The sequence below is a fragment of the Enterobacter sp. WCHEn090032 genome (genome assembly GCF_003986875.1).
Taxonomy (GTDB): Bacteria; Pseudomonadota; Gammaproteobacteria; order Enterobacterales; family Enterobacteriaceae; genus Enterobacter; species Enterobacter sichuanensis.
Genome location: NZ_RXRN01000006.1, coordinates 174,600 through 200,501 on the forward strand (window position 1 = coordinate 174,600; position 25,902 = coordinate 200,501).

At 55.8% G+C, this 25,902-nt stretch carries 26 protein-coding genes and 2 tRNA genes; 13 read left to right on the forward strand and 15 right to left on the reverse strand.

Annotation, left to right across the window (positions count from 1 at the left end):
• Window positions 1–6 precede the first annotated feature (6 nt).
• From amiB to nnr, 3 genes are read right to left on the reverse strand one after another with little or no spacing between them, the layout of a single operon-like run.
• Window positions 7–1,341, reverse strand: coding sequence for an N-acetylmuramoyl-L-alanine amidase AmiB (gene amiB / locus EKN83_RS07270; protein ID WP_059386959.1), 1,335 nt, complete (start codon window positions 1,339–1,341; stop codon window positions 7–9).
• A gap of 16 nt (window positions 1,342–1,357) precedes the next feature.
• On the reverse strand, window positions 1,358–1,819 hold the full coding sequence (gene tsaE / locus EKN83_RS07275; RefSeq protein WP_095450399.1) for a tRNA (adenosine(37)-N6)-threonylcarbamoyltransferase complex ATPase subunit type 1 TsaE: 462 nt from the start codon (window positions 1,817–1,819) through the stop codon (window positions 1,358–1,360).
• On the reverse strand, window positions 1,812–3,335 hold the full coding sequence (gene nnr, locus EKN83_RS07280) for a bifunctional ADP-dependent NAD(P)H-hydrate dehydratase/NAD(P)H-hydrate epimerase (RefSeq protein ID WP_126800594.1): 1,524 nt from the start codon (window positions 3,333–3,335) through the stop codon (window positions 1,812–1,814). The genes tsaE and nnr overlap by 8 nt, the downstream gene beginning before the upstream one ends.
• Between nnr and queG the strand changes: the two genes are divergently transcribed.
• Window positions 3,334–4,473 carry a tRNA epoxyqueuosine(34) reductase QueG gene (gene queG, locus EKN83_RS07285; protein WP_126800595.1) on the forward strand — a complete coding sequence of 380 codons (1,140 nt, stop codon included), beginning with the start codon at window positions 3,334–3,336 and terminating at the stop codon, window positions 4,471–4,473. The genes nnr and queG overlap by 2 nt on opposite strands.
• A 270-nt stretch (window positions 4,474–4,743) precedes the next feature.
• On the opposite strand, the gene EKN83_RS07290 is transcribed toward queG, so the two are convergent.
• From EKN83_RS07290 to orn, 3 genes are all read right to left on the reverse strand, one after another.
• Window positions 4,744–4,819, reverse strand: a tRNA-Gly gene (locus EKN83_RS07290).
• Window positions 4,820–4,855: 36 nt separating this feature from the next.
• Window positions 4,856–4,931 (reverse strand) — tRNA-Gly (locus EKN83_RS07295).
• 196 nt (window positions 4,932–5,127) lie between these two features.
• The gene (gene orn / locus EKN83_RS07300; RefSeq protein ID WP_126800596.1) at window positions 5,128–5,673 is read right to left on the reverse strand and encodes an oligoribonuclease; all 546 of its coding nucleotides are present in this window, start codon (window positions 5,671–5,673) and stop codon (window positions 5,128–5,130) included.
• A gap of 107 nt (window positions 5,674–5,780) precedes the next feature.
• Between orn and rsgA the strand changes: the two genes are divergently transcribed.
• From rsgA to mscM, 3 genes are all read left to right on the forward strand, one after another.
• The gene (rsgA, locus tag EKN83_RS07305) at window positions 5,781–6,833 is read left to right on the forward strand and encodes a small ribosomal subunit biogenesis GTPase RsgA (protein WP_185857657.1); all 1,053 of its coding nucleotides are present in this window, start codon (window positions 5,781–5,783) and stop codon (window positions 6,831–6,833) included.
• 97 nt (window positions 6,834–6,930) lie between these two features.
• A complete protein-coding gene (gene asd / locus EKN83_RS07310) occupies window positions 6,931–7,899 on the forward strand; it encodes an archaetidylserine decarboxylase (protein ID WP_045286605.1) in 969 nt (322 codons plus the stop codon).
• Window positions 7,900–7,918: 19 nt separating this feature from the next.
• Entirely contained in the window at window positions 7,919–11,242 is a 3,324-nt protein-coding gene (mscM, locus tag EKN83_RS07315; protein WP_126800598.1) for a miniconductance mechanosensitive channel MscM, read from the forward strand.
• A 44-nt stretch (window positions 11,243–11,286) separates the two neighbouring features.
• On the opposite strand, the gene epmA is transcribed toward mscM, so the two are convergent.
• Window positions 11,287–12,264 (reverse strand): elongation factor P--(R)-beta-lysine ligase, encoded by a 978-nt coding sequence (gene epmA / locus EKN83_RS07320; RefSeq protein ID WP_025758243.1) that lies wholly within the window; start codon window positions 12,262–12,264, stop codon window positions 11,287–11,289.
• Between the two features lie 310 nt (window positions 12,265–12,574).
• On the opposite strand from epmA, the gene frdA reads away from it, so the two are divergent.
• The 4 genes from frdA to frdD are packed head-to-tail and all read left to right on the forward strand — an operon-like array spanning window position 12,575 to window position 15,868.
• Window positions 12,575–14,365, forward strand: coding sequence for a fumarate reductase (quinol) flavoprotein subunit (frdA, locus tag EKN83_RS07325; RefSeq protein WP_045286606.1), 1,791 nt, complete (start codon window positions 12,575–12,577; stop codon window positions 14,363–14,365).
• Window positions 14,358–15,092, forward strand: a complete 735-nt coding sequence (gene frdB, locus EKN83_RS07330) for a fumarate reductase iron-sulfur protein (protein ID WP_028016426.1) — start codon at window positions 14,358–14,360, stop codon at window positions 15,090–15,092. Before frdA ends, frdB begins: the two co-directional genes overlap by 8 nt.
• 10 nt (window positions 15,093–15,102) lie before the next feature.
• Window positions 15,103–15,498, forward strand: coding sequence for a fumarate reductase subunit FrdC (frdC, locus tag EKN83_RS07335; RefSeq protein WP_025758238.1), 396 nt, complete (start codon window positions 15,103–15,105; stop codon window positions 15,496–15,498).
• A gap of 10 nt (window positions 15,499–15,508) precedes the next feature.
• Window positions 15,509–15,868: a fumarate reductase subunit FrdD gene (frdD, locus tag EKN83_RS07340; RefSeq protein WP_000609653.1), complete on the forward strand. Its 360-nt coding sequence runs from the start codon at window positions 15,509–15,511 to the stop codon at window positions 15,866–15,868.
• A gap of 29 nt (window positions 15,869–15,897) precedes the next feature.
• Here frdD and ampR read toward each other — a convergent pair whose 3' ends face one another.
• The gene (ampR, locus tag EKN83_RS07345; protein ID WP_025758237.1) at window positions 15,898–16,773 is read right to left on the reverse strand and encodes a LysR family transcriptional regulator AmpR; all 876 of its coding nucleotides are present in this window, start codon (window positions 16,771–16,773) and stop codon (window positions 15,898–15,900) included.
• Between the two features lie 132 nt (window positions 16,774–16,905).
• Between ampR and blaACT the strand changes: the two genes are divergently transcribed.
• Both blaACT and EKN83_RS07355 read left to right on the forward strand, forming a co-directional pair.
• The gene (gene blaACT, locus EKN83_RS07350) at window positions 16,906–18,051 is read left to right on the forward strand and encodes an ACT family cephalosporin-hydrolyzing class C beta-lactamase (RefSeq protein ID WP_126800599.1); all 1,146 of its coding nucleotides are present in this window, start codon (window positions 16,906–16,908) and stop codon (window positions 18,049–18,051) included.
• A 106-nt stretch (window positions 18,052–18,157) separates the two neighbouring features.
• Entirely contained in the window at window positions 18,158–18,688 is a 531-nt protein-coding gene (locus EKN83_RS07355; RefSeq protein WP_025758235.1) for a lipocalin family protein, read from the forward strand.
• Here the strand turns inward: EKN83_RS07355 and sugE are convergent.
• The gene (gene sugE, locus EKN83_RS07360; RefSeq protein ID WP_006178944.1) at window positions 18,685–19,002 is read right to left on the reverse strand and encodes a quaternary ammonium compound efflux SMR transporter SugE; all 318 of its coding nucleotides are present in this window, start codon (window positions 19,000–19,002) and stop codon (window positions 18,685–18,687) included. The genes EKN83_RS07355 and sugE overlap by 4 nt on opposite strands.
• A gap of 261 nt (window positions 19,003–19,263) precedes the next feature.
• On the opposite strand from sugE, the gene EKN83_RS07365 reads away from it, so the two are divergent.
• Window positions 19,264–19,863 carry a helix-turn-helix transcriptional regulator gene (locus EKN83_RS07365; RefSeq protein WP_126800600.1) on the forward strand — a complete coding sequence of 200 codons (600 nt, stop codon included), beginning with the start codon at window positions 19,264–19,266 and terminating at the stop codon, window positions 19,861–19,863.
• Window positions 19,864–19,900: 37 nt separating this feature from the next.
• Here the strand turns inward: EKN83_RS07365 and ecnB are convergent, their stop codons facing one another.
• The 3 genes from ecnB to efp all read right to left on the reverse strand — a co-directional run bounded on the left by ecnB (window position 19,901) and on the right by efp (window position 20,902).
• On the reverse strand, window positions 19,901–20,047 hold the full coding sequence (ecnB, locus tag EKN83_RS07370; RefSeq protein WP_003025482.1) for a lipoprotein toxin entericidin B: 147 nt from the start codon (window positions 20,045–20,047) through the stop codon (window positions 19,901–19,903).
• A 108-nt stretch (window positions 20,048–20,155) separates the two neighbouring features.
• Window positions 20,156–20,287, reverse strand: a complete 132-nt coding sequence (locus tag EKN83_RS07375; protein ID WP_045286609.1) for an entericidin A/B family lipoprotein — start codon at window positions 20,285–20,287, stop codon at window positions 20,156–20,158.
• A gap of 48 nt (window positions 20,288–20,335) precedes the next feature.
• Entirely contained in the window at window positions 20,336–20,902 is a 567-nt protein-coding gene (gene efp, locus EKN83_RS07380; protein ID WP_025758229.1) for an elongation factor P, read from the reverse strand.
• A gap of 40 nt (window positions 20,903–20,942) precedes the next feature.
• On the opposite strand from efp, the gene epmB reads away from it, so the two are divergent.
• Window positions 20,943–21,971 carry an EF-P beta-lysylation protein EpmB gene (epmB, locus tag EKN83_RS07385; RefSeq protein WP_025758227.1) on the forward strand — a complete coding sequence of 343 codons (1,029 nt, stop codon included), beginning with the start codon at window positions 20,943–20,945 and terminating at the stop codon, window positions 21,969–21,971.
• A gap of 61 nt (window positions 21,972–22,032) precedes the next feature.
• Here the strand turns inward: epmB and EKN83_RS07390 are convergent, their stop codons facing one another.
• The 3 genes from EKN83_RS07390 to EKN83_RS07400 all read right to left on the reverse strand — a co-directional run bounded on the left by EKN83_RS07390 (window position 22,033) and on the right by EKN83_RS07400 (window position 24,489).
• A complete protein-coding gene (locus EKN83_RS07390; RefSeq protein WP_025758226.1) occupies window positions 22,033–22,386 on the reverse strand; it encodes a DUF4156 domain-containing protein in 354 nt (117 codons plus the stop codon).
• A gap of 134 nt (window positions 22,387–22,520) precedes the next feature.
• A complete protein-coding gene (gene groL, locus EKN83_RS07395) occupies window positions 22,521–24,164 on the reverse strand; it encodes a chaperonin GroEL (RefSeq protein WP_025758225.1) in 1,644 nt (547 codons plus the stop codon).
• Window positions 24,165–24,195: 31 nt separating this feature from the next.
• Window positions 24,196–24,489 carry a co-chaperone GroES gene (locus tag EKN83_RS07400; RefSeq protein ID WP_003855929.1) on the reverse strand — a complete coding sequence of 98 codons (294 nt, stop codon included), beginning with the start codon at window positions 24,487–24,489 and terminating at the stop codon, window positions 24,196–24,198.
• A gap of 179 nt (window positions 24,490–24,668) precedes the next feature.
• On the opposite strand from EKN83_RS07400, the gene yjeH reads away from it, so the two are divergent.
• On the forward strand, window positions 24,669–25,889 hold the full coding sequence (yjeH, locus tag EKN83_RS07405; RefSeq protein ID WP_025758223.1) for an L-methionine/branched-chain amino acid transporter: 1,221 nt from the start codon (window positions 24,669–24,671) through the stop codon (window positions 25,887–25,889).
• The last annotated feature ends 13 nt before the right edge of the window (window positions 25,890–25,902 follow it).

Sequence of the window (25,902 nt, forward strand, 5' to 3'; positions counted from 1 at the left end):
TGCTCCTTAGTTTGTCGCGGTCATCTCACCCGGCAGCGCGGCACTTGCCGTCTGGGCAGCTCCGCCCTGCGGCGCGGACTGCAGCGGATGAGCCTCGAAGTATTTACGCAGACCGTTATAAATCGCTTCGGCAAGCTGTTGCTGATAGCTGTCGCTGCCCAGTAAACGTTCTTCACTGTTATTGCTGATAAAGCCGGTTTCCACGAGGATCGAAGGAATATCCGGCGAACGCAGAACCCCGAGGCTCGCATGCTCCGGACGGCGCTTGTGCAATGCCCCGATGCCCTGCAGCTGGTTCAGTACGTTAGTGGCAACATCATACCCGACGCGCTGGGAATGACCGAACTGTAAATCCAGTACCGCCTGGCTGAGATACGGGTCAGACTGGCTGTTAGCCAGCACATCCCCGGCACCGCCTAACAGTTCAGACTGTTTCTCGTGCTCTTCAAGCCAGTTGGCCATTTCACTGTTTGCCCGGCGGTTCGACAGTACCCATACCGATGCGCCCGTCGCGTTACGGTTTGGTGCGGCATCGGCGTGAATGGAGACCAGGAAATTGGCATTCTGCTTGCGCGCCACGTCTGAGCGGCCCATCACGGAGATAAAATAGTCGCCGTCACGGGTGAGCACGCCTTTAAACATCGGGTCGTCGTTTAACAGCGCCCTGAGCTTGCGGGCAACCGCGATGGTGACGTTTTTCTCCTGCGTACCGCCCGGCCCAATCGCGCCAGGATCCTGACCGCCGTGCCCCGCATCAATGGCAATAATCACTTTGTCACCGCTGACCACGCGGCGTGCGCTGGCCGCAGGACGCGTAACAGTATTGCTGCTGGTGACGCTGGTTATGCGGTCGCTGTCTGTTTTGAAGGGATTACGCGCCGGTTCTGAAGGACGCGGGGTATACACCGGCGCTTCCACGCGTTTCGCGACAACCGGCGGCGGTGGAGGCGGCGGCACGTCTGCATTGATGGTAAACACCACCGTATAGTTCGCACCGTTTTGCTGCTTCACCGCCTTCGTTTTGCCCTTTTCGGTCAAATCGACCACCAGACGCAATGACTGACTATCTTTTGGCGTGCCCGAGCGAATACTTTTCACCAGATTGTTACCGCTGAACTGCAGCGGTAATCCCTGGATCACGCCGGTCTGCTTGATATCCAGCGCCACGCTGTGGCTGTCTGGCTGTGAAAATGCATATTCAGGATCGCCCATAAAGCTGAATGTGATCCGGGCCTGGCTTTCGCCGTTCGAGACCTGAATATCGGAGAGGTTTGCCGCCCCGGCCTGCGCGCACAGCAGTACCGTGGCAGCCAGCAACCAATTTTTAACGCGATTTATCATCCCGTCATCCCTACGCTTAACCGGCCAGACGCGCCAGTAAGGAACTGCCTGATGAGGAAACCGCACTGATGCGAGCCTCACGCCCTTGTGCCTGGTAATCTAAGTGAATTTCGACATCCGGGTCAGGCAGGACACCCGCACCTTGTTGCGGCCACTCCACCAGGCAGATGGCATCATTGGCAAAATAATCACGGATCCCCATAAATTCCAGCTCCTCAGGATCCGCAAGGCGGTATAAATCGAAGTGGTACACCATGAGATTTTCAAGGGTGTACGGCTCTACCAGCGTGTAGGTTGGGCTTTTCACATTCCCGTTATGCCCTAACGCCTGCAAGAAACCCCGGCTGAAGGTGGTTTTACCCGCCCCTAAATCACCATACAGATAAATGACGGTTGCCCCCTGACAGGCCTGCGCCACGCGCTTGCCGAAATCTAAAGTGGCTTGTTCATCAGGTAAAGGAATCGCTCGATTAGTCATTTTCTACGTCAATCACATCCGGGTTAACCACACGCCGCAGCGTGCGAAAGAGATCGGTGGCCAGCATACCGCGTGTACCGTAACGCGCAGCCAGTTTATCTGCCGCGGCACCGTGGGCCACGCAGCCCGCGCAGGCTGCATCATAAAGGGGAAGTTTCTGTCCAAGCAATGCGCCAATGATACCGGAAAGCACATCGCCCATGCCGCCGCTCGCCATACCCGCGTTTCCGGCATCGATAATGCTCTGAGCCGCATCACTGGCGACAACGGTTCCTGCCCCTTTCAAAACGGCAACACCTCCGTAACGTTTTACCAGACGCTGAGCAGAAAGTAAGCGATCGCTTTCAATTTCTGCCACGCTGCAGTTAAGCAGGCGCGCGGCTTCGCCGGGGTGTGGCGTCAGAATGCGATTGTGACGCTTATCCGGATTGATTGCCAGAAGGTTCAGCGCGTCGGCATCCCACAGCATCGGTTTACGAAAATTCTCGACCTTTTGCAGGGCCTGTTTACCCCACGCCTGCTGTCCAAGACCGGGTCCAATGACGACCACATCCGCCCATTCCAGGCTTTCTTCAAGGGTCTGGAGCGTAAGCTCATGGACCATCAGCTCCGGTCGGGCGGTGATTATCGGCGCAATATTCTCAACGCGAGTGAGCACTCGCACTAAACCTGCACCGCTTCGTAATGCCGCTTCACCGGCCATGCGGATAGCGCCCGCCGTACCGTGATCGCCCCCCACTATCACCAGCTTGCCGTGATCGCCTTTATGGGACGTCGGGCGTCGGGGCGGTAGCCACGCAGCAAGGTGAGACGCATCAAAACGCGCGATGCGCATTTCCTGTCCTGCCAGCCAACTCTCAAGCCCCAGCGCATGGTGGTGCAACACGCCGACCACATCCCGTGCTTTGCCGGTTAGCAAACCCGGTTTCAGGGCAATGAAGGTCACCGTGTGCGCAGCCTGAATCACCGCCCCCGGCGTCGCTCCCGTTTGTGCGAGCAGACCCGACGGAATATCCAGCGCGACCACCGGCGCGGCGTGCCGGTTGGCGTGTGTAATGAGCGCAGCAATGTTTTCGCGAGGCGCGCTGCGCAGGCCGGTGCCCAGCAGACCATCAACAATCAGATCAACATCCTCTGGCCAGACGATATCCGGCGCATGAATCACGCCGCCTGCGTTCAGCCATGCCTCCCGCGCCGCGCTGGCCTCTTCCGGCAACGGTTTATCACTTTCGAGTGCCAGCAACGTCACGCGGATCCCCGCAGCCACTGCAAGACGGGCAACGACGTAACCGTCACCGCCGTTATTGCCGTGTCCGCACATTATCAGCCAGTGTACAGCCTGCGGGTACGCGCTACGGGCAACGTTAAACGCCGCCTCGCCTGCCCGCTGCATCAGTTCATAAAGGGTGATACCGAGACTGTCAGCCGCCTCTTTTTCGGCATGCCGGAGCGCGTCCGCATGCCAGATGGAATGTGGTATACTTGCGGGGTTTTTCTTCACCGTATGGTCCGTCATGTCACAGCCCCTCGATCTCAATCAGTTAGCGCAAAAAATTAAACAGTGGGGCGCTGAACTCGGCTTCCAGAAGGTAGGTATTACCGATACCGACCTCTCCGCCAGCGAGCCGAAACTGCAGGCCTGGCTGGATAAACAATACCACGGCGAAATGGAATGGATGGCGCGTCATGGCATGATGCGCGCCCGTCCACACGAGCTTTTGCCGGGCACGTTACGGGTCATCAGCGTGCGCATGAACTACCTGCCCGCCAACGCGGCGTTTGCGCGCACGCTCAAAAATCCCTCACTGGGTTACGTCAGCCGGTACGCCCTGGGGCGTGATTACCACAAGCTCTTGCGTAACCGCTTAAAAAAACTCGGGGAGACTATTCAGCAGCACTGTGTTTCGCTGAATTTTAGACCCTTTGTCGATTCTGCGCCCATTCTTGAGCGCCCGATCGCTGAAAAAGCCGGGCTTGGCTGGACAGGTAAGCACTCACTTATCCTTAGCCGCGACGCCGGTTCGTTCTTCTTCCTGGGAGAACTGCTGATTGATTTACCGCTGCCGGTAGACGGTCCGGTCGAGGAAGGCTGTGGGCGCTGCGTGGCCTGTATGACCATCTGCCCGACAGGTGCCATCGTCGAGCCCTACACCGTTGATGCACGCCGCTGTATCTCCTACCTCACCATCGAACTGGAAGGGGCGATCCCGGAAGAATTTCGACCGCTTATCGGGAACCGGATCTACGGCTGTGACGACTGCCAGCTCATTTGCCCGTGGAACCGCTATTCGCAGCTCACGGATGAAGAGGATTTCAGCCCGCGTAAGGCGCTCCATGCCCCGCAGCTCATTGAACTGTTTGCCTGGACCGAAGCCTGGTTCCTGAAAGTGACGGAAGGGTCGGCCATCCGCCGTATCGGCCATCTGCGCTGGCTGCGAAATGTTGCCGTGGCGCTGGGCAATGCCCCGTGGGATGAAGCGAATATCCGGGCGCTGGAAAGCCGTAGAGGTGAGCACCCACTTCTTGATGAACACATAGAGTGGGCGATTGCGCAGCAAATTGAGAAGCGTAATGCCTGCGTGGTGGAGGTGCAGCTTCCTCAGAAACAGCGGCTGGTGAGGGTGATCGAAAAAGGGCTTACGCGGGATGCGTGATATATTCACAGCCTGTGAATAAAAATAAAAACTCAAGCGCCATCTGGGCTTGAGAAGAGATCAAGTGATCTCGATAACATTTTGAAATGAAAATTTATCCTTAAAATACAATGCATTAAAAAGATACTATTCACCCTGCTAACTTTTAGACCGGTTCCGCTAAAGCGCAGTTTCTGTGGATAACTCTGTTTACAAGAGTATTTCAGATGCAATAGAAAACGTCCTCAACGAGGTTATTCGCTGTGGATATTTTGGAGACGAAGAAGAATTTGGAGCGGGAAACGAGACTCGAACTCGCGACCCCGACCTTGGCAAGGTCGTGCTCTACCAACTGAGCTATTCCCGCTTGGGTGGTCCGTGCTGTGGAAGCACTTTCAAATTTTGGAGCGGGAAACGAGACTCGAACTCGCGACCCCGACCTTGGCAAGGTCGTGCTCTACCAACTGAGCTATTCCCGCAAATCTGTACTGCTTTTGTTGCTGTCGTAACGCGTAATTCTCTGTCGTTACGGGAGGCGCATTATACGAGAAATCCTTTTAGCTGCAACCCCCCTGAAAGCGATTTTTTTGAAATTCAGTTCAAATGCTTATTTAATCGGCAAGCTGAACAATTTAACGACAAAAAGCCGGCCACGCAAGGCGCCGGTTCTCAAAATCACAGCTTAATAAAGTTTTCGCGATAGTAAGCAAGCTCCGCCACGGACTCGCGGATATCGTCCATCGCCTGGTGCGTCCCCTGCTTTTTAAAGCCATCGAGGATTTCAGGTTTCCAGCGACGCGCCAGCTCTTTCAGGGTGCTGACATCCAGATAACGGTAGTGGAAGTACGACTCCAGCTCCGGCATGTACTTAAACAGGAAACGGCGATCCTGGCCGATACTATTACCGCAGATAGGCGATTTACCTGCCGGTACCCACTGTTTCAGAAACGCCAGCGTCGCCAGCTCCGCCTCGCGGTCACCCAGGGGGCTCGCCTTCACGCGTTCTACCAGACCACTGCCGGTATGGGTACGCACGTTCCACTCATCCATCAACGCAAGCTGATCGTCTGACTGATGCACCGCAATGGTTGGCCCTTCCGCCAGGATATTGAGGTTGGCGTCGGTCACCAGGGTTGCTATCTCAATGATGCGATCGCGCTCGGGATCCAGCCCGGTCATTTCAAGGTCGATCCAAATCAGGTTGTTTTCATCCGCGCTCATGTTATTTTCCACCCTTCTCGCATAACCGGCAGTAGCAGGTTAACTAGTATTAATTAGAGTGTATCATAGAGGTTTTGCCCCTTACGGGCGACCAGGAGCCAGTGCGATTGAGTAAAAATAAACTCTCCAAAGGGCAGCAGCGTCGTGTGAATGCCAATCACCAGCGCCGTCTTAAAACCACTTCGGAGAAGGTCGATTACGACGACAACCTGTTTGGCGACCCGACGGAAGGCGTAGTCATCAGCCGTTTCGGTATGCACGCCGACGTGGAATCCGCCGATGGTGAGATCCACCGCTGCAACATCCGCCGGACCATTCGTTCTCTGGTGACCGGCGATCGCGTGGTCTGGCGGCCGGGTAAAGAGGCCGCGGAAGGCGTGACGGTAAAAGGTATTGTTGAAGCGGTCCACGAGCGCACGTCCGTATTAACCCGTCCCGATTTCTACGACGGGGTGAAACCAATTGCCGCCAACATTAACCAGATCGTTATCGTATCGGCGATTTTGCCTGAACTTTCGCTCAATATAATCGACCGTTACCTCGTTGCCAGTGAAACGCTGCAGGTTGAACCGATCATCGTGCTGAACAAGATCGATCTGCTGGACGACGAAGGCATGGCGTTCGTCAACGAACAGATGGATATCTATCGCAAGATTGGCTACCGCGTCCTGATGGTCTCCAGCTATACCAAAGATGGCCTGAAACCGCTGGAAGAGGCGCTTACCGATCGCATCAGCATCTTTGCGGGCCAGTCCGGCGTGGGCAAATCGAGCCTGCTGAACAACCTGCTTGGCCTCCAGCAAGAGATCCTCACCAACGATGTGTCAGACGTCTCGGGCCTGGGCCAGCACACCACCACCGCGTCGCGCCTTTATCACTTCCCGCACGGTGGCGATGTCATCGACTCCCCGGGCGTACGTGAGTTCGGCTTATGGCACCTTGAACCGGAACAAATCTTCAACGGATTTGTCGAATTCCATGATTATTTAGGTGCTTGCAAGTACCGCGACTGTAAACACGATAACGACCCGGGCTGCGCTATCCGTGAAGCGGTTGAGAACGGTGAAATCGCCCAGACCCGCTTCGAGAACTACCACCGTATTCTTGAGAGCATGGATCAGGTAAAAACGCGTAAAAACTTTTCTGATTCTGATAACTGACAACTAAGCTAAGCATCGCTAAAATCGTCCCCTTTTTTCAGGTTCCGGCGACGTAACGCCGGATCAGGAACGACAAAACAATGGCCTGGAGGCTACCTTGTTAAACGCATTTAAACTTTCGCTTCAATACATTCTGCCAAAACTGTGGCTCACTCGCCTGGCGGGCTGGGGCGCAAGCAAACGCGCAGGCTGGCTGACCAAACTGGTCATCGACCTTTTCGTGAAATATTACAAGGTTGATATGAAAGAGGCGCAGAAGCCGGATACCGCCAGCTACCGCACCTTTAACGAGTTTTTCGTGCGCCCGCTGCGTGACGATGTACGCCCGGTAAACACCGACCCTAACGTCCTGGTGATGCCAGCAGACGGCGTGATTAGCCAGCTGGGTGATATCGAAGACGACAAAATTCTGCAGGCGAAGGGCCACAATTACAGCCTGGAAGCACTGCTGGCGGGTAACTACCTGATGGCGGATCTGTTCCGTAACGGTACGTTTGCCACCACCTACCTGTCACCGCGCGACTACCACCGCGTGCACATGCCGTGTAACGGTATCCTGCGTGAAATGATTTACGTCCCGGGCGACCTGTTCTCTGTGAACCACCTGACCGCGCAAAACGTCCCGAACCTGTTTGCCCGTAACGAGCGCGTCATCTGCCTGTTCGATACTGAATTTGGTCCGATGGCGCAGATTCTGGTGGGTGCGACTATTGTCGGCAGCATCGAAACCGTCTGGGCCGGCACCATTACGCCGCCACGTGAAGGCGTCATCAAGCGCTGGACCTGGCCTGCCGGTGAAGAAGAGGGCTCCGTGGCACTGCTGAAAGGCCAGGAGATGGGCCGCTTTAAGCTGGGCTCAACCGTTATCAACCTGTTTGCGCCGGGTAAAGTGAAACTGGCTGAACAGCTCGAAAGCCTGTCGGTCACTAAACTGGGCCAGCCGCTGGCCATCTCTACTGAAACCTTCGTGACGCCGGATGCAGAGCCTGCACCGCTGCCAGAAGCAGAGATCAAGGCCGAACATGACGCCAGCCCGCTGGTTGACGACAAAAAAGACGAAGGCTAACAACAGAAGGATCGCTGACGTGCGCCCGATTATCGTTCTACTGATGGCCTGGTGCCTCAGCATGGGGGCGTACGCAGCGACAGCCCCCGACGCCAAACAGATAACCCAGGAGCTGGAGCAGGCAAAAGCGGCAAAACCCGCTCAGCCTGAAACCATTGAGTCACTCCAGTCCGCACTGAACGCGCTTGAAGAGCGGAAAGGCTCTCTTGAGCGCGCTCAGCAGTATCAGCAGGTTATCGACAACTTCCCCAAACTCTCGCAGACGCTGCGCACGCAGCTCGCGAACTTGCGTGATGAACCGCGCGATGTACCCGCCGGCATGACCTCCGATGCCCTGAACCAGGAGATCCTGCAGGTCAGCAGCCAGCTTCTGGAGAAGAGCCGCCTTGCCCAGCAGGAACAGGAGCGAGCGCGTGAAATTGCCGACTCCCTCAGCCAGCTTCCGCAACAGCAAACCGACGCCCGCCGCCAGCTTAATGAAGTTGAACGTCGCATTGGTACGCAAAGCGGCAATACGCCACAAGCTCAGGCCCAAAATCTGGGCCTGCAGGCTGAATCAGCCCGTCTGAAGGCCCTTGTCGATGAGCTGGAGCTGGCGCAACTCTCCGCCAATAACCGTCAGGAGCTGTCGCGGATGCGCTCTGAACTCGCTCAGAAGCAGAGCGAGCAGCTGGATGCGTATCTACAGGCCCTGCGCAATCAGCTTAACAGCCAGCGCCAGCGTGAAGCGGAGCGCGCGCTGGAGAGCACCGAACTGCTGGCGGAAAACAGCGACAATCTTCCTGCCGGCATCGTTCAACAGTTTAAGGTCAACCGCGAGCTTTCTGCCGCACTGAATCAACAGGCGCAGCGTATGGATCTGGTGGCTTCCCAACAGCGCCAGGCCACCAATCAAACGCTTCAGGTGCGCCAGGCGCTCAACACCCTGCGCGAGCAGTCTCAGTGGCTGGGGTCATCAAACCTGCTGGGCGAGGCGTTACGCGCCCAGGTCGCGCGCCTGCCGGAGATGCCGAAGCCGCAGCAGCTGGATACCGAGATGGCTCAGCTGCGCGTTCAGCGTCTGCATTTTGAAGATCTTCTCAATAAACAGCCGCAAATCCGCCAGATCCGTCAGGCTGATGGACAGCCGCTCACCAGCGAGCAAAACCGCATTCTGGAAGCCCAGCTGCGGACCCAGCGCGAGCTGCTGAACTCCCTGCTGCAGGGCGGGGATACGCTGATTCTGGAACTGACCAAGCTGAAAGTCTCCAACAGTCAGCTGGAAGATGCGCTGAAAGAGGTGAACGAGGCCACGCACCGTTATCTCTTCTGGACCTCTGACGTACGCCCGATGACCTTCTCGTGGCCCATTGAAGTTGTCCAGGATCTGCGCCGTCTGATCTCGCTGGATACCTTCAGCCAGCTTGGAAAAGCCAGCGTGATGATGCTCACCAGCAAAGAGACCATCTTCCCGCTGCTGGGCGCATTAATTCTGGTGGGCTTCAGCATTTACTCGCGCAGGCACTTTACCCGCTTCCTGGAGCGCTCCAGCGCCCGGGTAGGTAAGGTGACCCAGGATCACTTCTGGCTGACGTTGCGCACCGTGTTCTGGTCAATACTCGTCGCCTCACCGCTGCCGGTGCTGTGGATGACGCTCGGATACGGCCTGCGGGAAGCCTGGCCCTACCCGCTCGCGGTCGCGATTGGCGATGGCGTGACCGCCACCGTCCCTCTGCTGTGGGTGGTGATGATTTGCGCCACATTTGCGCGGCCCAATGGTCTGTTCATCGCTCACTTTGGCTGGCCGCGTAACCGCGTGGCGCGCGCCATGCGCTACTACCTGATGAGCATTGGGCTGATAGTGCCGCTGATTATGGCGCTCATCATGTTCGATAATCTCAACGACCGGGAGTTCTCGGGCTCGCTGGGACGCCTCTGCTTTATGCTGATCTGCGGGGCGCTGGCCATTGTCACGCTCAGTCTGAAACGCGCCGGTATACCGCTTTATCTGGATAAAACCGGCAGCGGCGACAACATGTTCAACCGCATGCTGTGGAACCTGCTCCTTTGCGCGCCTCTGATTGCCATGCTGGCAGCGGCAGTGGGTTACCTGGCGACCTCGCAGGCGCTGCTGGCGCGACTGGAAACCTCGGTCGCCATCTGGTTCCTGCTGCTGGTGGTTTATCACGTGATCCGCCGTGGGATGCTGATCCAGCGCCGCCGCCTGGCATTTGACCGCGCCAAGCACCGCCGGGCAGAGATCCTCGCCCAGCGAGCGCGGGGTGAAGACGAGCCCAACCATGTCAACAGCACCGAAGGCACGATGGATGCGGACGAGGTTGAACTGGATCTGGATGCCATCAGCACCCAGTCTCTTCGTCTGGTGCGCTCTATCCTGATGCTGGTTGCCCTCCTGTCGGTGATCTTCCTGTGGTCGGAGATCCACTCCGCGTTTGGCTTCCTGGAGAACATTTCGCTGTGGGACGTGACCTCTACGGTGCAGGGCGTAGAGAGCCTGGAGCCCATTACCTTAGGGGCGGTGCTGATCGCCATTCTGGTATTGATCATCACGACCCAGCTGGTACGTAACTTCCCGGCGCTGCTGGAGCTGGCGCTATTGCAGCATCTGGATTTAACCCCGGGCACGGGTTACGCCATTACCACCATCACGAAATACCTGATTCTGCTCTTTGGCGGGATGGTTGGGTTCTCGATGATTGGTATTGAGTGGTCTAAATTGCAATGGCTGGTCGCCGCGCTGACGTTTGGGCTTGGCTTTGGTATGCAGGAGATTTTCGCAAACTTTGTATCCGGCCTGATCATCCTGTTTGAAAAACCGATTCGTATTGGCGATACGGTCACGATCCGTGACCTGACCGGTAGCGTAACGAAGATCAATACCCGCGCCACGACAATCAGCGACTGGGATCGGAAAGAGATCATCGTGCCAAACAAGGCGTTTATCACTGAGCAGTTCATCAACTGGTCGCTGTCAGACTCCGTCACGCGTGTGGTGCTGACCGTGCCGGCACCGTCGGATGCCAACAGTGAAGAAGTGACCCAGCTTCTTTACACCGCCGCTGAACGCTGCACCCTGGTGCTCGATAACCCGGCGCCGGAAGTGTTCCTGGTCGATCTTCAGCAGGGGATCCAGATTTTCGAGCTGCGTATTTACGCCGCCGAAATGGGGCACCGTATGCCGCTGCGCCATGAGATCCACCAGCTTATTCTGGCAGGCTTCCGCGAACACGGTATTGATATGCCGTTCCCACCATTCCAGATGCGCCTGGAAAGCCTGGACGGGCGGAAAACAGGAAGAACCTTAACCTCTGCGGCGCGTAAACGCCCGGCGGGGAGTGTGTAAGATAAGCGGAGCAACCCTCTCCCACGGGAGAGGGTCAAATGCCGTCAGGCGCGATCGACGGTAAACGCAATCACATCGCCAAGCTGCTCCGCGCCCAGCGCCAGCATTACCAGACGATCCACACCCAGCGCCACGCCGGAGCAATCCGGCAGGCCTGCTTTTAACGCCTCCAGCAGGTGAGTATCGATGGGCTGCTGCGGCAGGCCGCGCGCGGCACGCTTGCGGTTATCCTGCTCGAAACGCTGCTGCTGCTCGCGTGCGTCAGTCAGTTCGTGGAAACCATTCGCCAGCTCAATGCCTTTGTAATAGACCTCAAAACGCTCAGCCACGCGGTGATCTTCGGTGCTGATCTGCGCCAGCGAGGCCTGGCTTGCCGGGAAGTGATAGACAAACGTTGGACGATCTTTGCCAATCTGAGGTTCAACGCCAAAGGTGAACAACAGCTGCAGCAGCGTATCGCGATCTTCTTCGGTATCTGCCACGTTGCTCAGATCGAGCTTTGCCGCCACTTCGCGCAGCTGAGTTTTGTCCGCCGATAACGGATCGATTTCCAGATAACGCTGGAAAGCCTGCTGATAAGAGAGCGTTTCTGCCTCGGAACAGTCCAGCACCTGCTGCAGCAGATCGTCCACCTCGTTCATCAGGCGGTACATATCATAATGCGGGCGGTACCACTCCAGCATGGTGAATTCCGGATTGTGGTGGCGCCCCATCTCTTCATTACGGAAGCTGCGGCACAGCTGATACACCGGACCACATCCCGCCGCCAGCAGGCGCTTCATGTGATACTCCGGGCTGGTCATCAGATACAAATTCATGCCCTGAGAGTGGCCAGGACCAACAAAACGGGTTTCAAACGGGACCAGATGAATATCCGTTACCGTTGCCTGACTCATGCACGGCGTTTCCACCTCAAGGACTCCACGGTCGGCAAAGAAACGGCGGATCTCCGTCATAATTGCAGCGCGTTTTAGCAGATTAGGGATGGATGCGCTCGGCTGCCAGGTGGCCGTTTCGCTCATGGGTATTTCTCCGATTTCAGACAAGGGCACGAAGTCTACTCGTTAGCAGGGACAGAGACAAATTTTGCGCAGTAAAAAAGCGGATTTCATATACGTGAGCAATTGCGTGACGCAATTCATCAATCTCCGTGATAAATCACCGAAGAGAACAGCAAAAAAATCGAACACGTCAAATTTCCCTGACATCTACACGGTTATACTGTTTTACCCATAAAGGAGCAGTGGAAACGCTTTCGCAATCGTCCATTTGGACAGGTGAACTACCTTTAGTTTGTCGCCTTGCGAAATAACAAAAATCTGGAGGAATGTCGTGCAAACTTTTCAGGCCGATCTTGCCGTAATAGGCGCTGGCGGGGCTGGATTACGTGCTGCGATTGCTGCAGCGCAGGCTAATCCCAACGCTAAAATCGCATTGATTTCTAAAGTCTACCCTATGCGCAGCCACACGGTGGCCGCAGAAGGAGGATCCGCCGCCGTTGCGCAGGATCATGACAGCTTTGAATACCATTTCCACGACACGGTTGCAGGGGGCGACTGGCTTTGCGAACAGGATGTCGTTGACTACTTTGTCCACCACTGTCCAACGGAGATGACCCAGCTTGAGCAGTGGGGATGTCCGTGGAGCCGCCGTCCGGACGGCAGCGTCAACGTTCGCCGCTTCGGCGGTATGAAAATAGAACGCACCTGGTTCGCCGCCGATAAAACCGGCTTCCACATGTTGCACACCCTGTTCCAGACCTCTCTTCAGTTCCCACAAATTCAGCGCTTTGACGAACATTTCGTCCTCGACATTCTGGTCGACGACGGCCATGCGCGCGGCCTGGTGGCGATGAATATGATGGAAGGCACACTCGTCCAGATCCGCGCCAATGCGGTGGTGATGGCGACGGGCGGTGCGGGACGCGTCTACCGTTACAATACCAATGGCGGCATCGTCACCGGTGACGGCATGGGCATGGCGCTCAGCCACGGCGTACCGCTGCGCGATATGGAGTTTGTGCAGTATCACCCTACTGGCCTGCCCGGCTCCGGCATTCTGATGACGGAAGGCTGCCGTGGTGAAGGCGGTATTCTGGTCAACAAAAACGGCTACCGCTATCTGCAGGATTACGGTATGGGTCCGGAAACACCCCTCGGTGAGCCGAAGAACAAATACATGGAGCTCGGTCCACGTGACAAAGTCTCCCAGGCCTTCTGGCACGAGTGGCGTAAAGGCAACACCATCTCCACGCCACGCGGCGATGTGGTCCATCTTGACCTGCGCCACCTCGGCGAGAAGAAACTGCTGGAACGTCTGCCGTTCATCTGTGAGCTGGCGAAAGCTTACGTGGGTGTCGACCCGGTGAAAGAGCCGATTCCGGTCCGCCCAACGGCGCACTACACCATGGGCGGGATCGAAACCGATCAGCAGTGCGAAACCCGCATCAAAGGTCTGTTCGCCGTGGGCGAGTGTTCCTCTGTGGGTCTGCACGGCGCCAACCGCCTTGGCTCTAACTCGCTGGCGGAGCTGGTCGTCTTTGGCCGCATGGCGGGTGAGCGCGCGATGGAGCGAGCGGCTACCGCAGGCGAAGCCAACAGTGCCGCGCTGGACGCGCAGGTCGCCGACGTTGAAAAACGTCTGAAAGACCTGGTGAACCAGGAGGGTAACGAAAACTGGTCTAAAATTCGTGATGAAATGGGTCTGTCGATGGAAGAGGGCTGCGGTATCTACCGTACCCCTGAGCTGATGCAAAAAACTGTCGATAAGCTGGCGGAACTGCAGGAGCGCTTCAAGCGCGTTCGCATCACCGATACCTCCAGCGTCTTCAACACCGACCTGCTCTATACCATTGAGTTGGGTCACGGCCTGAACGTGGCGGAATGTATGGCGCACTCTGCGCTGGCGCGTAAAGAGTCACGCGGGGCACACCAGCGTCTTGATGAAGGCTGTACCGAACGTGACGACGTCAATTTCCTGAAACACACGCTCGCCTGGCGCGATGCAGATGGCACCACACGTCTGGACTACAGCGACGTGAAAATCACCACGCTGCCTCCGGCAAAACGCGTGTACGGTGCAGAAGCAGAAGCCGCCGAGAAGAAGGAGAAGGCGAATGGCTGAGATGCAAAAACTGAAAGTTGAAGTGGTGCGCTACAACCCGGAGGTGGACACCGCGCCGCATAGCGCTTTCTACGAAGTGCCTTATGACGAGCAAACCTCCCTGCTGGATGCGCTCGGCTATATCAAAGATAACCTGGCACCGGACCTGAGCTACCGCTGGTCCTGCCGCATGGCAATCTGCGGCTCCTGCGGCATGATGGTCAACAAAGTGCCGAAGCTGGCGTGTAAGACCTTCCTGCGTGACTATACCAAAGGCATCAAGGTGGAAGCGCTGGGCAATTTCCCGATTGAGCGCGATCTGGTGGTCGATATGACCCACTTTATCGAAAGTCTGGAAGCCATCAAGCCGTACATTATTGGCAATCCGCGCACGCCGGATCAGGGTCCCAACACCCAGACGCCAGCCCAGATGGCGAAATACCATCAGTTCTCCGGCTGCATCAACTGCGGTCTGTGCTACGCCGCCTGTCCACAGTTTGGCCTGAATCCTGAGTTCATTGGCCCGGCCGCCATTACCCTGGCGCACCGCTATAACGAAGACAGCCGTGACCACGGTAAAAAAGAACGTATGGCGCAGCTTAACAGCCAGAACGGTGTCTGGAGCTGTACATTTGTGGGTTATTGCTCCGAAGTCTGTCCGAAGCATGTCGACCCGGCCGCCGCCATTCAGCAGGGTAAAGTGGAAAGCTCGAAAGACTTTCTTATCGCTACCCTGAAACCACGCTAAGGAGTGCATGATGACGACTAAACGCAAAGCCTATGTGCGGCCAGTGCCGTCCACCTGGTGGAAAAACCTGCCGTTTTATCGCTTCTACATGCTGCGTGAAGGCACGGCAGTACCGGCGGTCTGGTTCAGCCTGGAGCTGATGTATGGGGTATTTGCCCTCAAGCATGGCCCGGAAGCCTGGGCGAATTTTGTTGGCTTCCTGCAAAACCCAATCATTGTCGTGCTGAACCTGATTGTGCTCGCGGCTGCGCTGCTTCATACCAAAACCTGGTTTGAACTGGCGCCAAAAGCGGCGAATATCATTATTAAAGACGAGAAAATGGGACCAGAACCCGTCATTAAAGGGCTCTGGGCAGTGACAGTTCTCGTCACTGTGGTCATTCTGTTTGTCGCACTGTTCTGGTAAGGAGACTACTGTGATCAATCCAAATCCAAAACGTTCTGACGAGCCGGTTTTCTGGGGTCTGTTTGGCGCAGGTGGCATGTGGAGTGCCATCATCGCTCCCGTCATCATCCTGCTGGTGGGCATTATGCTGCCACTGGGGCTGTTTCCGGGCGATGCGCTGAGCTACGAACGCGTCCTGGCGTTCGCGAGCAGCTTTATCGGTCGCGTGTTCATCTTCCTGATGATCGTCCTGCCGCTGTGGTGTGGACTGCACCGTATTCACCATGCGATGCATGACCTGAAAATCCATGTCCCGAGCGGCAAATGGGTGTTCTACGGTCTGGCGACCATCCTGACCGTGGTGACGCTGATTGCCGTGGTCACGATCTGACTCCTCTGGCCCGCCGTCCGGCGGGCCTGTTATTTCTGCATTTTCCCCACCAGCCACTGGGTAAACTCACACATTGCCGGGGTTTCGGCTCGTGACTGCAGCCTCGTGAGCCAGTAACTGCCGAGGTCAATCTGCGTCGTAAAAGGTTGCACAATGCGCTCGCTGTTCAGCAGATGGGTAAACATATTAACGGGGGCAATAGCAATACCGGTGCCTGCCTGCGCGGCTTCCAGCATGGTCACAGACGAATCAAATACCATCACGCGGTGCGTTGGTGAAGGCGCGTTTTCTCCTGCCGCCTGCATCCATGCGCTCCACTCATCGCGCCGGTAAGAGCGCAGCAGGGTAAACTTCAGGATATCGGCCGGGGTCTGCAACGCGGCAGCGATGTCAGGCGTGCAGAGCGGCGCCAGCGGCGCAGAACAAAGAAACGTCGCTTCCGTACCGTGCCACGCTCCCCCGCCATAACGGATGGTGTAATCAAGCCCTTCGGCTGCCGGATCGACGCGATTGTTGTGAGTCGAAAGTTGAAGATCAATATGTGGATAGCAGCGGCGAAAATCATCCAGCTGCGACAATAACATTCCGGTGGCAAACGTCCCCACCACGCCAATTTTCAGCTTCTCCTGCGCCCGATGGCTGGCAAAACGATCCAGCATACCGGCGATACGGTCGAACGAATCATTCAATACCGGCAGCAGGTTCTCGCCTTCTGTGGTCAACATCAGCCCGCGCGACACGCGGACAAACAGCTGGCAGTTCAGGTGCTGCTCCAGCGCCTTCACATGCTGGCTGATCGCGGAATGGGTGACATTCAGTTCGATAGCGGCATGCGTAAAACTAAGGTGCCTGGCGGCAGCTTCGAACGCCCGAAGCGAATTGAGGGGAAGATAGCTGCGTGTCATGGTCTCGTCCGTTAGAAAAATTAACAGCTAATGCTAAATTTAACCGTTTGTCAGCCACAGTCAAATCCAACAGACTACAGTGGTCTGACGGGCCCGGACACTCCCTCGAACTGCGATTATGGAAGATAACTGATGATGAAAAAATCCCTAAGTTGTGCCCTGCTGCTCAGCGTTGCCTGCTCTGCCTTCGCCGCCCCCATGTCAGAAAAACAGCTGGCTAAGGTGGTGGAGCGTGCCGTTACGCCGCTGATGAACGCGCAGGCCATTCCGGGTATGGCGGTGGCGGTAATTTATCAGGGTCAGCCGCACTACTTTACCTTTGGTAAAGCGGATGTCGCGGCGAATAAACCTGTTACGCCTCTAACCTTGTTCGAGCTGGGCTCTATAAGTAAAACCTTCACCGGCGTATTGGGTGGCGATGCCATTGCTCGCGGTGAAATCTCACTGGGCGATCCAGTGACAAGGTACTGGCCTGAGCTGACAGGAAAACAGTGGCAGGGCATTCGCATGCTGGATCTGGCAACCTATACCGCAGGGGGGTTGCCGTTACAGGTACCGGATGATGTCACTGATAACGCCTCTCTGCTGCGCTTTTATCAAAACTGGCAGCCGCAGTGGAAGCCGGGCACTACGCGTCTTTATGCCAACGCCAGCATCGGTCTTTTTGGTGCTCTCGCGGTTAAACCCTCCGGCATGAGTTTTGAAGAGGCCATGACGAAGCGGGTCTTTAAGCCGCTCAGGCTCGACCATACGTGGATTAACGTACCAAAAGCGGAAGAGGCGCATTACGCCTGGGGATACCGTGACGGTAAAGCGGTACACGTTTCACCGGGGATGCTGGACGCTGAAGCCTATGGCATAAAAACCAACGTGAAAGATATGGCGAGTTGGGTGATGGCGAACATGACCCCCGACGCCCTTCAGGATAACTCTCTCAAACAAGGTATTGCCCTGGCGCAATCCCGCTACTGGCGCGTGGGTGCCATGTATCAGGGGTTAGGCTGGGAAATGCTGAACTGGCCGGTCGATGCCAAAACCGTGGTCGGGGGCAGCGACAATAAGGTGGCGCTGGCACCGTTGCCTGCAAGAGAAGTCAATCCCCCGGCACCGCCGGTTAAGGCCTCCTGGGTACACAAAACGGGTTCAACCGGTGGGTTTGGGAGCTACGTGGCATTTATTCCTGAAAAACAGCTCGGCATTGTGATGCTGGCGAATAAAAGCTATCCGAATCCGGCACGCGTTGAGACGGCATACCGTATCCTCGACGCGCTGCAGTAAAACAGTGCCGGGTGGCGACTTCGCCACCCGGTGAAACACACCGCACAATCCGCCGCATTTTTCCTGCTGTCATCTACACTTAACAAAAAACAGTAAGGAAACTCCTATGCGCATTCTGCCTGTTATCGCCGCGGTGACAGCCGCGTTTTTAGTGGTTGCCTGCAGTTCCCCTACCCCACCTCCTGGCGTAACCGTCGTCACGCCTTTTGATGCACAACGCTTCCTCGGAACATGGTATGAAATCGCGCGTCTCGACCATCGGTTTGAGCAGGGCTTAGAGAAGGTTACGGCACATTACAGCCCGCTGGATGATGGCGGTATTCAGGTGATCAACCGTGGCTATAATCCCGACAGGGAGATGTGGCAACAGTCGGTTGGGAAAGCGTACTTCACCGGCGACCCGCGAAGAGCCGCGCTCAAAGTCTCGTTCTTTGGCCCCTTCTATGGCGGGTATAACGTGATCGCCCTCGACAGAGAGTATCGCCATGCCCTGGTCTGCGGGCCGGATCGCAACTACCTGTGGATACTCTCCCGCACGCCAACGCTTTCATCGGAGATGAAACAGCAGATGCTGGACGTCGCGACCCGGCAAGGGTTTGATGTGTCAAAACTCATCTGGGTAAAACAACCCCATTAATGGGTGCTGAGTTTCAGCCCAATGATCCCGGCAACAATCAGCGCGAGGCTGGCAATGCGTGCCAGACTCGCTGACTCACCTAGCAGCAGGATCCCCGTGATGGCAGCGCCCACCGCACCAATGCCCGTCCAGACGGCATACGCGGTCCCCACAGGCAGCGATCGCATCGCCCAGGACAACAATACAATGCTCACTATCATCGCGGTCACGGTAATGACGCTGGGCGTCAGGCGGGTAAAGCCGTGAGTGTATTTGAGGCCAATCGCCCACACCACTTCGAGCAGACCGGCAATGAAAAGAATGATCCAGGACATTTCAGGCTCCTTAACTTAATGCAAGTTGGGGCCGTCCCCGGTGAAAGAAACGCTTACGGGTCGTCCCGTAAGGCAGAGATTACGCCCCCTATTGTGGTTAGCGAGCGATTTTTTTTCAATCCCTTTTTGCTGAACACGTTAAGGCAAGAAATAGCCGCAGTATGGCGCGTAGTTCCGGCATTTAGCACTCATCCGACTTCTCTATGATGATATGCTTTCTGATGGCAGGAAGCCAAACCACTAGCCGACTGCGAATAAAATATGTTCAAAATTCTTTTGATTGACCGTTGTCACTTCACCCGCGCGGGGTTTGAAGCATGGCTCAATCATTCCGGTTTGTTCCCGGGACACTATGTTGTGACCGGCCTGAATAATCTTTTCCTGGCCAGGGAGCATATTCTGCAATGGAAACCCACGCTGGTTATCGCTGACCTGTTCGGCTTCAGGCAGGAGATTCACCATTTTCAGCAGCTCTCTTCTTTGCTTAATGCCAGTGAACGGTTACCGTTTATTTTGCTGCAATCGGGCGAGGACAGCGGCATGACAGACTGGCTCGGGCAGTTCCCGGTATGGTCGTCGTTGCTGAAAAACGCCAGTCTCGAAGAAGTGGCTACGGCCATCAACGATGCATTAATCTCGCGCGCAAGCGTCGACAGACCAACGATGGCGGCGCCCTTGCTGACCCGACAGGAAGAGAAAGTACTGACGTTATGGATGGATGGCGCCAGCAATCAGAAGATTGCCGCTCACCTGAGTATCAACGGCAAAACGGTCTATACCTATAAACGCAATATTCGTATGAAGTTGCATATGGATACGCGTTTTTCACCGTTTTTATCCCTGCAGGAATCGGAAAGCTGACGGTACGAAACCCGTGTGGTCCCGTACCGTTTATGCATTACTGCTGAGCTTTTGTTGCCGCACCAGAGATTGCGCTACCACCTTCAGAAATATCCTGACCGACGCCGCGCGTGGTATTACAGGCTGTTAATACTGAAGAAAGTACCAGGACTGAAAAGATCGCTGCAATTGTCTTCTTAACCATAATATCTTCCTTTTATAGCCAAAGTTGTTTTGTGTATAGCAACTTAAGAATAGACAAGATCCCGCCACTTGACGGAAAAGGAAGCATTTTTAGGAAAATTAGACGAACTTAGCTGGCGGCGTGCGAAATGATATGGCCGAGATCCTGGATGTCTTGTCCCATGCCACGCGTGGTGTTGCAGCCGGAAAGCAATACAGCGGAGAGCGCTAACAGAAGCAGAATTTTAACGGTACGTTTCATCATCCCTGCCTGCAAAAAACAGGCGCAGCGGGCGCTGCGCCCTTATGATTACTTCACGCGTGATACGTATTCGCCGGAGCGGGTATCCACTTTGATCACTTCGCCAGTCTGTACAAACAGAGGAACCTTAACCACAGCGCCGGTAGACAGCGTTGCTGGTTTACCGCCGGTACCTGCGGTGTCACCTTTCAGGCCTGGATCGGTTTCAACGATTTCCAGCTCAACAAAGTTAGGTGGAGTCACTGCGATAGGCTGGCCGTTCCACAGGGTCACGATGCACTCAGCCTGATCCAGCAGCCATTTGGCATTGTCGCCAATGGCTTTCGCGTCAGCAGACAGCTGCTCGAAGGTTTCGTTGTTCATGAAGTGCCAGAACTCACCGTCGTTGTACAGGTAAGTCAGGTTCATATCAACAACATCAGCGCCTTCTGCGGAGTCAGTAGACTTGAAGGTTTTCTCAACACGGGTACCGGTCAGCAGGCGGCGCAGCTTAACGCGTGCGAATGCCTGGCCTTTACCTGGTTTAACGAATTCGCTGGCTTCAACCGCGTACGGTTCGCCGTCCATCATGATTTTAAGACCAGCACGAAAATCGTTGCTATAGTACGTTGCCATAAGGCCCTCTAAATTTGTTAACTGGTAGCTAAGCCACAAAATGGCGCATATTGTAACCCTAAACACCCCGTCCAGAGAAGATTGGTTATCGCAACTTGCCGATGTAATCACCAGTCCTGATGAATTGCTGCGTCTTTTAGACCTCGATCAGCACCCAGAGTTGCTTGCAGGCCGGGAGGCTAAGCGCCTCTTTGCCCTGCGCGTTCCCCGCGCGTTTGTTGCCAGAATGGAGAAAGGCAACCCAGACGATCCTTTGTTAAAACAGACGCTTACTTCTCAGGATGAGTTCATTACCGCGCCGGGCTACAGTACCGATCCGCTGGAAGAACAGAACAGCGTAGTGCCAGGTTTATTGCACAAGTACCTCAACCGCGCCCTGCTGCTGGTAAAAGGCGGCTGTGCGGTAAATTGTCGTTATTGCTTCCGTCGGCACTTCCCGTATGCCGAAAACCAGGGCAATAAACGCAACTGGCAGGTCGCGCTGGACTATATCACCGCCCATCCAGAGCTGGATGAGATTATTTTTTCCGGTGGTGACCCGCTGATGGCGAAAGATCATGAGCTGGACTGGCTACTGACTCAGCTTGAAGCCATCCCGCACATTAAGCGTCTGCGCATTCACAGCCGTTTACCGATTGTCATTCCGGCACGTGTCACTGACGCTCTGGTGGCGCGACTGGAGCAGTCCCGGTTGCAGGTGCTGCTGGTAAATCATATTAACCACGCCAATGAAATTGACGATGCATTTCGCGCGGCGATGTCGCGTCTGCGTAAGGCGGGGGTAACGCTATTGAACCAGAGCGTTCTGCTGCGTGGCGTGAATGATAGCGCCCGCGTACTGGCTGACCTGAGCAATGCCCTGTTTGATGCAGGCGTGTTGCCCTATTACCTGCACGTGCTGGATCGCGTTCAGGGCGCAGCCCATTTCATGGTGACAGATGAAGAGGCCCGGCAGATCGTGCGTGAACTGCTAACGCTGGTGTCAGGCTATATGGTGCCGAAGCTGGCACGTGAGATTGGCGGTGAGCCGAGCAAGACGCCGCTGGATTTGCAGCTAAGGCAGAGCTAAAAAGGCAGGTGGCGCTACGCTTACCTGCCCTACAGGTGCTAAGGGAGAGAGTAGAAGGCGATCAGTTCGGGCACTTGTAGACCTGGCCGCTCATCTGGCTGGCGGTGGGCACGAAGCTGGACAGCATTCCCTGCGTTGGGCTGCTCACGCCGTAAATCACGTTACCGCCCATTGCCGCAGCCTGGTTACGCAGGGCATTCGCCGCACCGCGCATTGAACCACCCTCTTCGCCATGCTGGCCTGACATCCAGTTACTTTGCTCACCGGTTGCCGTGCCTAACAGCTGGCATTCGTTGCCCGGCTTATCTTCTACAAAGCGAACACCCTGGCCCGCTGCCGACAGCTCATTGCTGGAACTACAACCTGCCAGCAGCAACGCTGCCCCTACGATCCCTGCACAGACTTTTACGCGCATGTTATTCCTCGTTTTCAATAAGCTGGACAGTAGTTGTCCGTGTGTAAATCTTATACCTAAAAGATGACCAAAAGAAAAACCCCCGAGCATTTCTGCCCGGGGGTTTTTCACATTCTAAGCGGTAAAGCGCACGATTACATCATGCCGCCCATACCGCCCATGCCGCCCATACCTGCAGCACCTAAATCTGGTGCATCGCCTTTAGGCAGGTCGGTCACCATGCACTCGGTAGTGATCATCAGGCCCGCGACAGATGCCGCGTACTGCAGAGCAGAACGGGTCACTTTAGTTGGGTCCAGGATACCGAAGTCAATCATGTTGCCGTATTCTTCAGTGGCTGCGTTGTAACCGTAGTTACCTTCGCCCGCTTTCACTTTGTTCGCCACGACGGATGGCTCTTCACCGGCGTTGGACACGATCTGACGCAGAGGAGCTTCCATTGCGCGCAGCGCAACTTTGATACCCACGTTCTGATCTTCGTTCTGCGCAGTCAGGCCAGCCAGTTTCGCGGCAACGCGCACCAGCGCAACACCACCACCCGCAACAACGCCTTCTTCTACCGCAGCACGGGTCGCGTGCAGGGCATCGTCAACGCGCGCTTTCTTCTCTTTCATTTCAACTTCGGTCGCAGCACCTACTTTGATTACCGCAACACCGCCTGCCAGTTTCGCTACGCGCTCCTGCAGTTTTTCGCGGTCGTAATCGGAAGTCGCTTCTTCGATCTGCTTACGGATCTGACCCACACGGCCCTGAATAGCGGCTTCTTCACCCACGCCATCGATGATGGTGGTGGTGTCTTTGTTGATCACAACGCGTTTTGCCTGGCCCAGGTCTTCCAGGGTCGCTTTTTCCAGCTCCATACCGATCTCTTCAGAGATCACGGTACCGCCGGTCAGGGTAGCGATATCCTGCAGCATCGCTTTACGGCGATCGCCGAAGCCAGGTGCTTTAACCGCAGCCACTTTCACGATGCCGCGCATGGTGTTGACCACCAGCGTTGCCAGCGCTTCGCCTTCAACATCTTCAGCGATGATAACCAGCGGTTTGCCTGCTTTTGCAACGGCTTCCAGTACTGGCAGCATTTCGCGGATGTTGGAGATTTTCTTGTCAGCCAGCAGGATGAACGGGCTTTCCAGCTCAACAGCGCCAGTTTCTGGCTTGTTGATGAAGTATGGAGACAGGTAACCGCGGTCGAACTGCATACCTTCAACCACGTCCAGTTCGTCTTCCAGACCGGTACCGTCTTCAACGGTGATAACGCCTTCTTTACCGACTTTGTCCATCGCTTCTGCGATCAGTTTACCCACGGTTTCGTCGGAGTTAGCGGAGATGGTACCTACCTGAGCAATGGCTTTAGAGTCAGAGCACGGTACGGACAGTGCTTTCAGTTCTTCAACAGCAGCAGCGACAGCTTTGTCGATACCACGTTTCAGATCCATTGGGTTCATGCCTGCCGCAACGGCTTTCAGACCTTCGGTGATGATCGCCTGCGCCAGTACGGTCGCGGTGGTGGTACCGTCGCCTGCAGCGTCGTTCGCTTTAGAGGCAACTTCTTTCACCATCTGCGCACCCATGTTTTCGAACTTGTCTTCCAGCTCGATTTCACGTGCAACAGACACACCATCTTTAGTGATGGTTGGCGCGCCGAAGGATTTATCCAGCACTACGTTGCGGCCTTTCGGGCCCAGGGTCACTTTAACTGCATCTGCCAGTACGTTTACGCCGCGGAGCATTTTTACACGAGCGTCGTTACCGAATTTTACGTCTTTAGCTGCCATGTTCTTATTTCCTCAAATTCTCGTGCGTAAATTACGCTTCAACAATTGCCAGAATGTCGCTCTCGGACATGATCAACACTTCTTCATTGTCGATCTTCTCGGATTTCACGCCGTAGCCATCGTTGAAAATTACGATGTCACCAACTTTAACGTCCAGTGGCTGCACAGTTCCGTTTTCCAGGATGCGGCCCTTACCGACAGCGATGATTTCGCCACGCGTTGATTTGGCTGCTGCAGAACCGGTCAGAACGATACCGCCAGCAGACTTGGTTTCAACTTCTTTACGTTTGACGATCACACGATCATGTAACGGACGAATACTCATTGATAGCTCTCCTTTGAGAAAGTCATTATCAGTTATGGATGACGCCGGCCCGCATGCGGTTTTCCGACTAGTGCCCTGAGAGATGGGGATAGCTTTTTACCCCTTCAAGGGGGAGTTGAAAAAAAAATTTGCGAAAGTGTTACCATCGCCTCTCTTTTGGTATTGGCTGGGCGATGTCAATGAGTGGACTCAAGCAGGAACTGGGGCTGGCGCAAGGCGTTGGCCTGCTCTCAACCTCCTTGTTAGGAACGGGCGTGTTCGCCGTACCCGCACTGGCGGCACTGGTAGCCGGCAATAACAGTCTGTGGGCGTGGCCCGTTCTGATTGTGCTGGTTTTCCCGATTGCCATTGTGTTTGCCATCCTGGGGCGGCATTTCCCCAGCGCGGGCGGCGTGGCGCATTTTGTCGGGCTGGCCTTTGGCCCGCGACTGGAGCGTGTGACCGGCTGGCTGTTTCTCTCCGTCATTCCGGTTGGGCTTCCTGCGGCGTTGCATATTGCGACCGGCTTTGGCCAGGCGCTGTTTGGCTGGCATGACGAACAACTGCTGCTGGCCGAACTGGGTACGCTGGCTATCGTCTGGTGGGTGGGTTCGCGCGGAGCCAGCTCCAGCGCCAACCTGCAGACACTGGTTGCGGTGCTGATTGTCGCGCTCGTTGCCGCTATCTGGTGGGCGGGCGATATCACCGTAAAAGAGATCCCCTTCCCGGCCGTGACAGACATCGACCACTCACAGCTTTTTGCCGCGCTCTCCGTCATGTTCTGGTGCTTTGTCGGTCTGGAAGCCTTTGCCCATCTGGCGTCGGAATTTAAGCAGCCTGAACGTGATTTTCCCCGCGCGCTGATGATAGGCCTGCTGCTGGCAGGCACGGTCTACTGGGCTTGTACCGTGCTGGTGTTGCACTTCAACGCTTTCGGAGCGGATCTCGCCGCCGCGGCATCACTGCCGGGTATCGTGGTTGAACTGTTTGGCGTGAAGGCGCTGTGGATCGCCTGCGTTATTGGCTATCTGGCCTGTTTTGCCAGCCTGAATATTTACATCCAGAGCTTTGCCCGTCTGGTGTGGTCACAGGCGCGCGAGAAGCCCCGGAGCCGCCTTGCGCGTCTGTCTAAACGTCAGCTTCCCTTGAATGCCCTGAATGCCGTGCTGGGCTGCTGCGTGGTGAGTACGCTGTGCATTTACGCACTGAAGATCAATCTGGACGCGCTCATCGTCTACGCCAACGGTATTTTCATCATGATCTATCTGCTGTGCATGCTGGCGGGTTGCCGTCTGCTGAGCGGTCGCTATAAAGCCCTGGCCGCGGTGGGAGGTATGCTTTGCCTGCTGTTACTGGCGATGGTGGGGTGGAAAAGTCTGTACGCCATTATCATGCTGGCGGGGCTGTGGCTGGCGCTTTAACAGGCCCGGTAAG

Bases quoted from the DNA above. Each gene is read 5' to 3' on its own strand.
- EKN83_RS07400 (WP_003855929.1), bottom strand. From the start codon at position 24,489: ATGAGTATTCGTCCGTTACATGATCGTGTGATCGTCAAACGTAAAGAA.
- sugE (WP_006178944.1), bottom strand. From the start codon at position 19,002: ATGTCCTGGATCATTCTTTTCATTGCCGGTCTGCTCGAAGTGGTGTGG.
- efp (WP_025758229.1), bottom strand. From the start codon at position 20,902: ATGGCAACGTACTATAGCAACGATTTTCGTGCTGGTCTTAAAATCATG.
- ampR (WP_025758237.1), bottom strand. From the start codon at position 16,773: ATGACACGCAGCTATCTTCCCCTCAATTCGCTTCGGGCGTTCGAAGCT.
- epmB (WP_025758227.1), top strand. From the start codon at position 20,943: ATGGCGCATATTGTAACCCTAAACACCCCGTCCAGAGAAGATTGGTTA.
- frdC (WP_025758238.1), top strand. From the start codon at position 15,103: ATGACGACTAAACGCAAAGCCTATGTGCGGCCAGTGCCGTCCACCTGG.
- frdB (WP_028016426.1), top strand. From the start codon at position 14,358: ATGGCTGAGATGCAAAAACTGAAAGTTGAAGTGGTGCGCTACAACCCG.
- blaACT (WP_126800599.1), top strand. From the start codon at position 16,906: ATGATGAAAAAATCCCTAAGTTGTGCCCTGCTGCTCAGCGTTGCCTGC.
- EKN83_RS07375 (WP_045286609.1), bottom strand. From the start codon at position 20,287: ATGAAACGTACCGTTAAAATTCTGCTTCTGTTAGCGCTCTCCGCTGTA.
- tsaE (WP_095450399.1), bottom strand. From the start codon at position 1,819: ATGACTAATCGAGCGATTCCTTTACCTGATGAACAAGCCACTTTAGAT.
- yjeH (WP_025758223.1), top strand. From the start codon at position 24,669: ATGAGTGGACTCAAGCAGGAACTGGGGCTGGCGCAAGGCGTTGGCCTG.
- queG (WP_126800595.1), top strand. From the start codon at position 3,334: ATGTCACAGCCCCTCGATCTCAATCAGTTAGCGCAAAAAATTAAACAG.
- EKN83_RS07390 (WP_025758226.1), bottom strand. From the start codon at position 22,386: ATGCGCGTAAAAGTCTGTGCAGGGATCGTAGGGGCAGCGTTGCTGCTG.
- amiB (WP_059386959.1), bottom strand. From the start codon at position 1,341: ATGATAAATCGCGTTAAAAATTGGTTGCTGGCTGCCACGGTACTGCTG.
- orn (WP_126800596.1), bottom strand. From the start codon at position 5,673: ATGAGCGCGGATGAAAACAACCTGATTTGGATCGACCTTGAAATGACC.
- EKN83_RS07355 (WP_025758235.1), top strand. From the start codon at position 18,158: ATGCGCATTCTGCCTGTTATCGCCGCGGTGACAGCCGCGTTTTTAGTG.
- groL (WP_025758225.1), bottom strand. From the start codon at position 24,164: ATGGCAGCTAAAGACGTAAAATTCGGTAACGACGCTCGTGTAAAAATG.
- ecnB (WP_003025482.1), bottom strand. From the start codon at position 20,047: ATGGTTAAGAAGACAATTGCAGCGATCTTTTCAGTCCTGGTACTTTCT.
- EKN83_RS07365 (WP_126800600.1), top strand. From the start codon at position 19,264: ATGTTCAAAATTCTTTTGATTGACCGTTGTCACTTCACCCGCGCGGGG.
- epmA (WP_025758243.1), bottom strand. From the start codon at position 12,264: ATGAGCGAAACGGCCACCTGGCAGCCGAGCGCATCCATCCCTAATCTG.
- nnr (WP_126800594.1), bottom strand. From the start codon at position 3,335: ATGACGGACCATACGGTGAAGAAAAACCCCGCAAGTATACCACATTCC.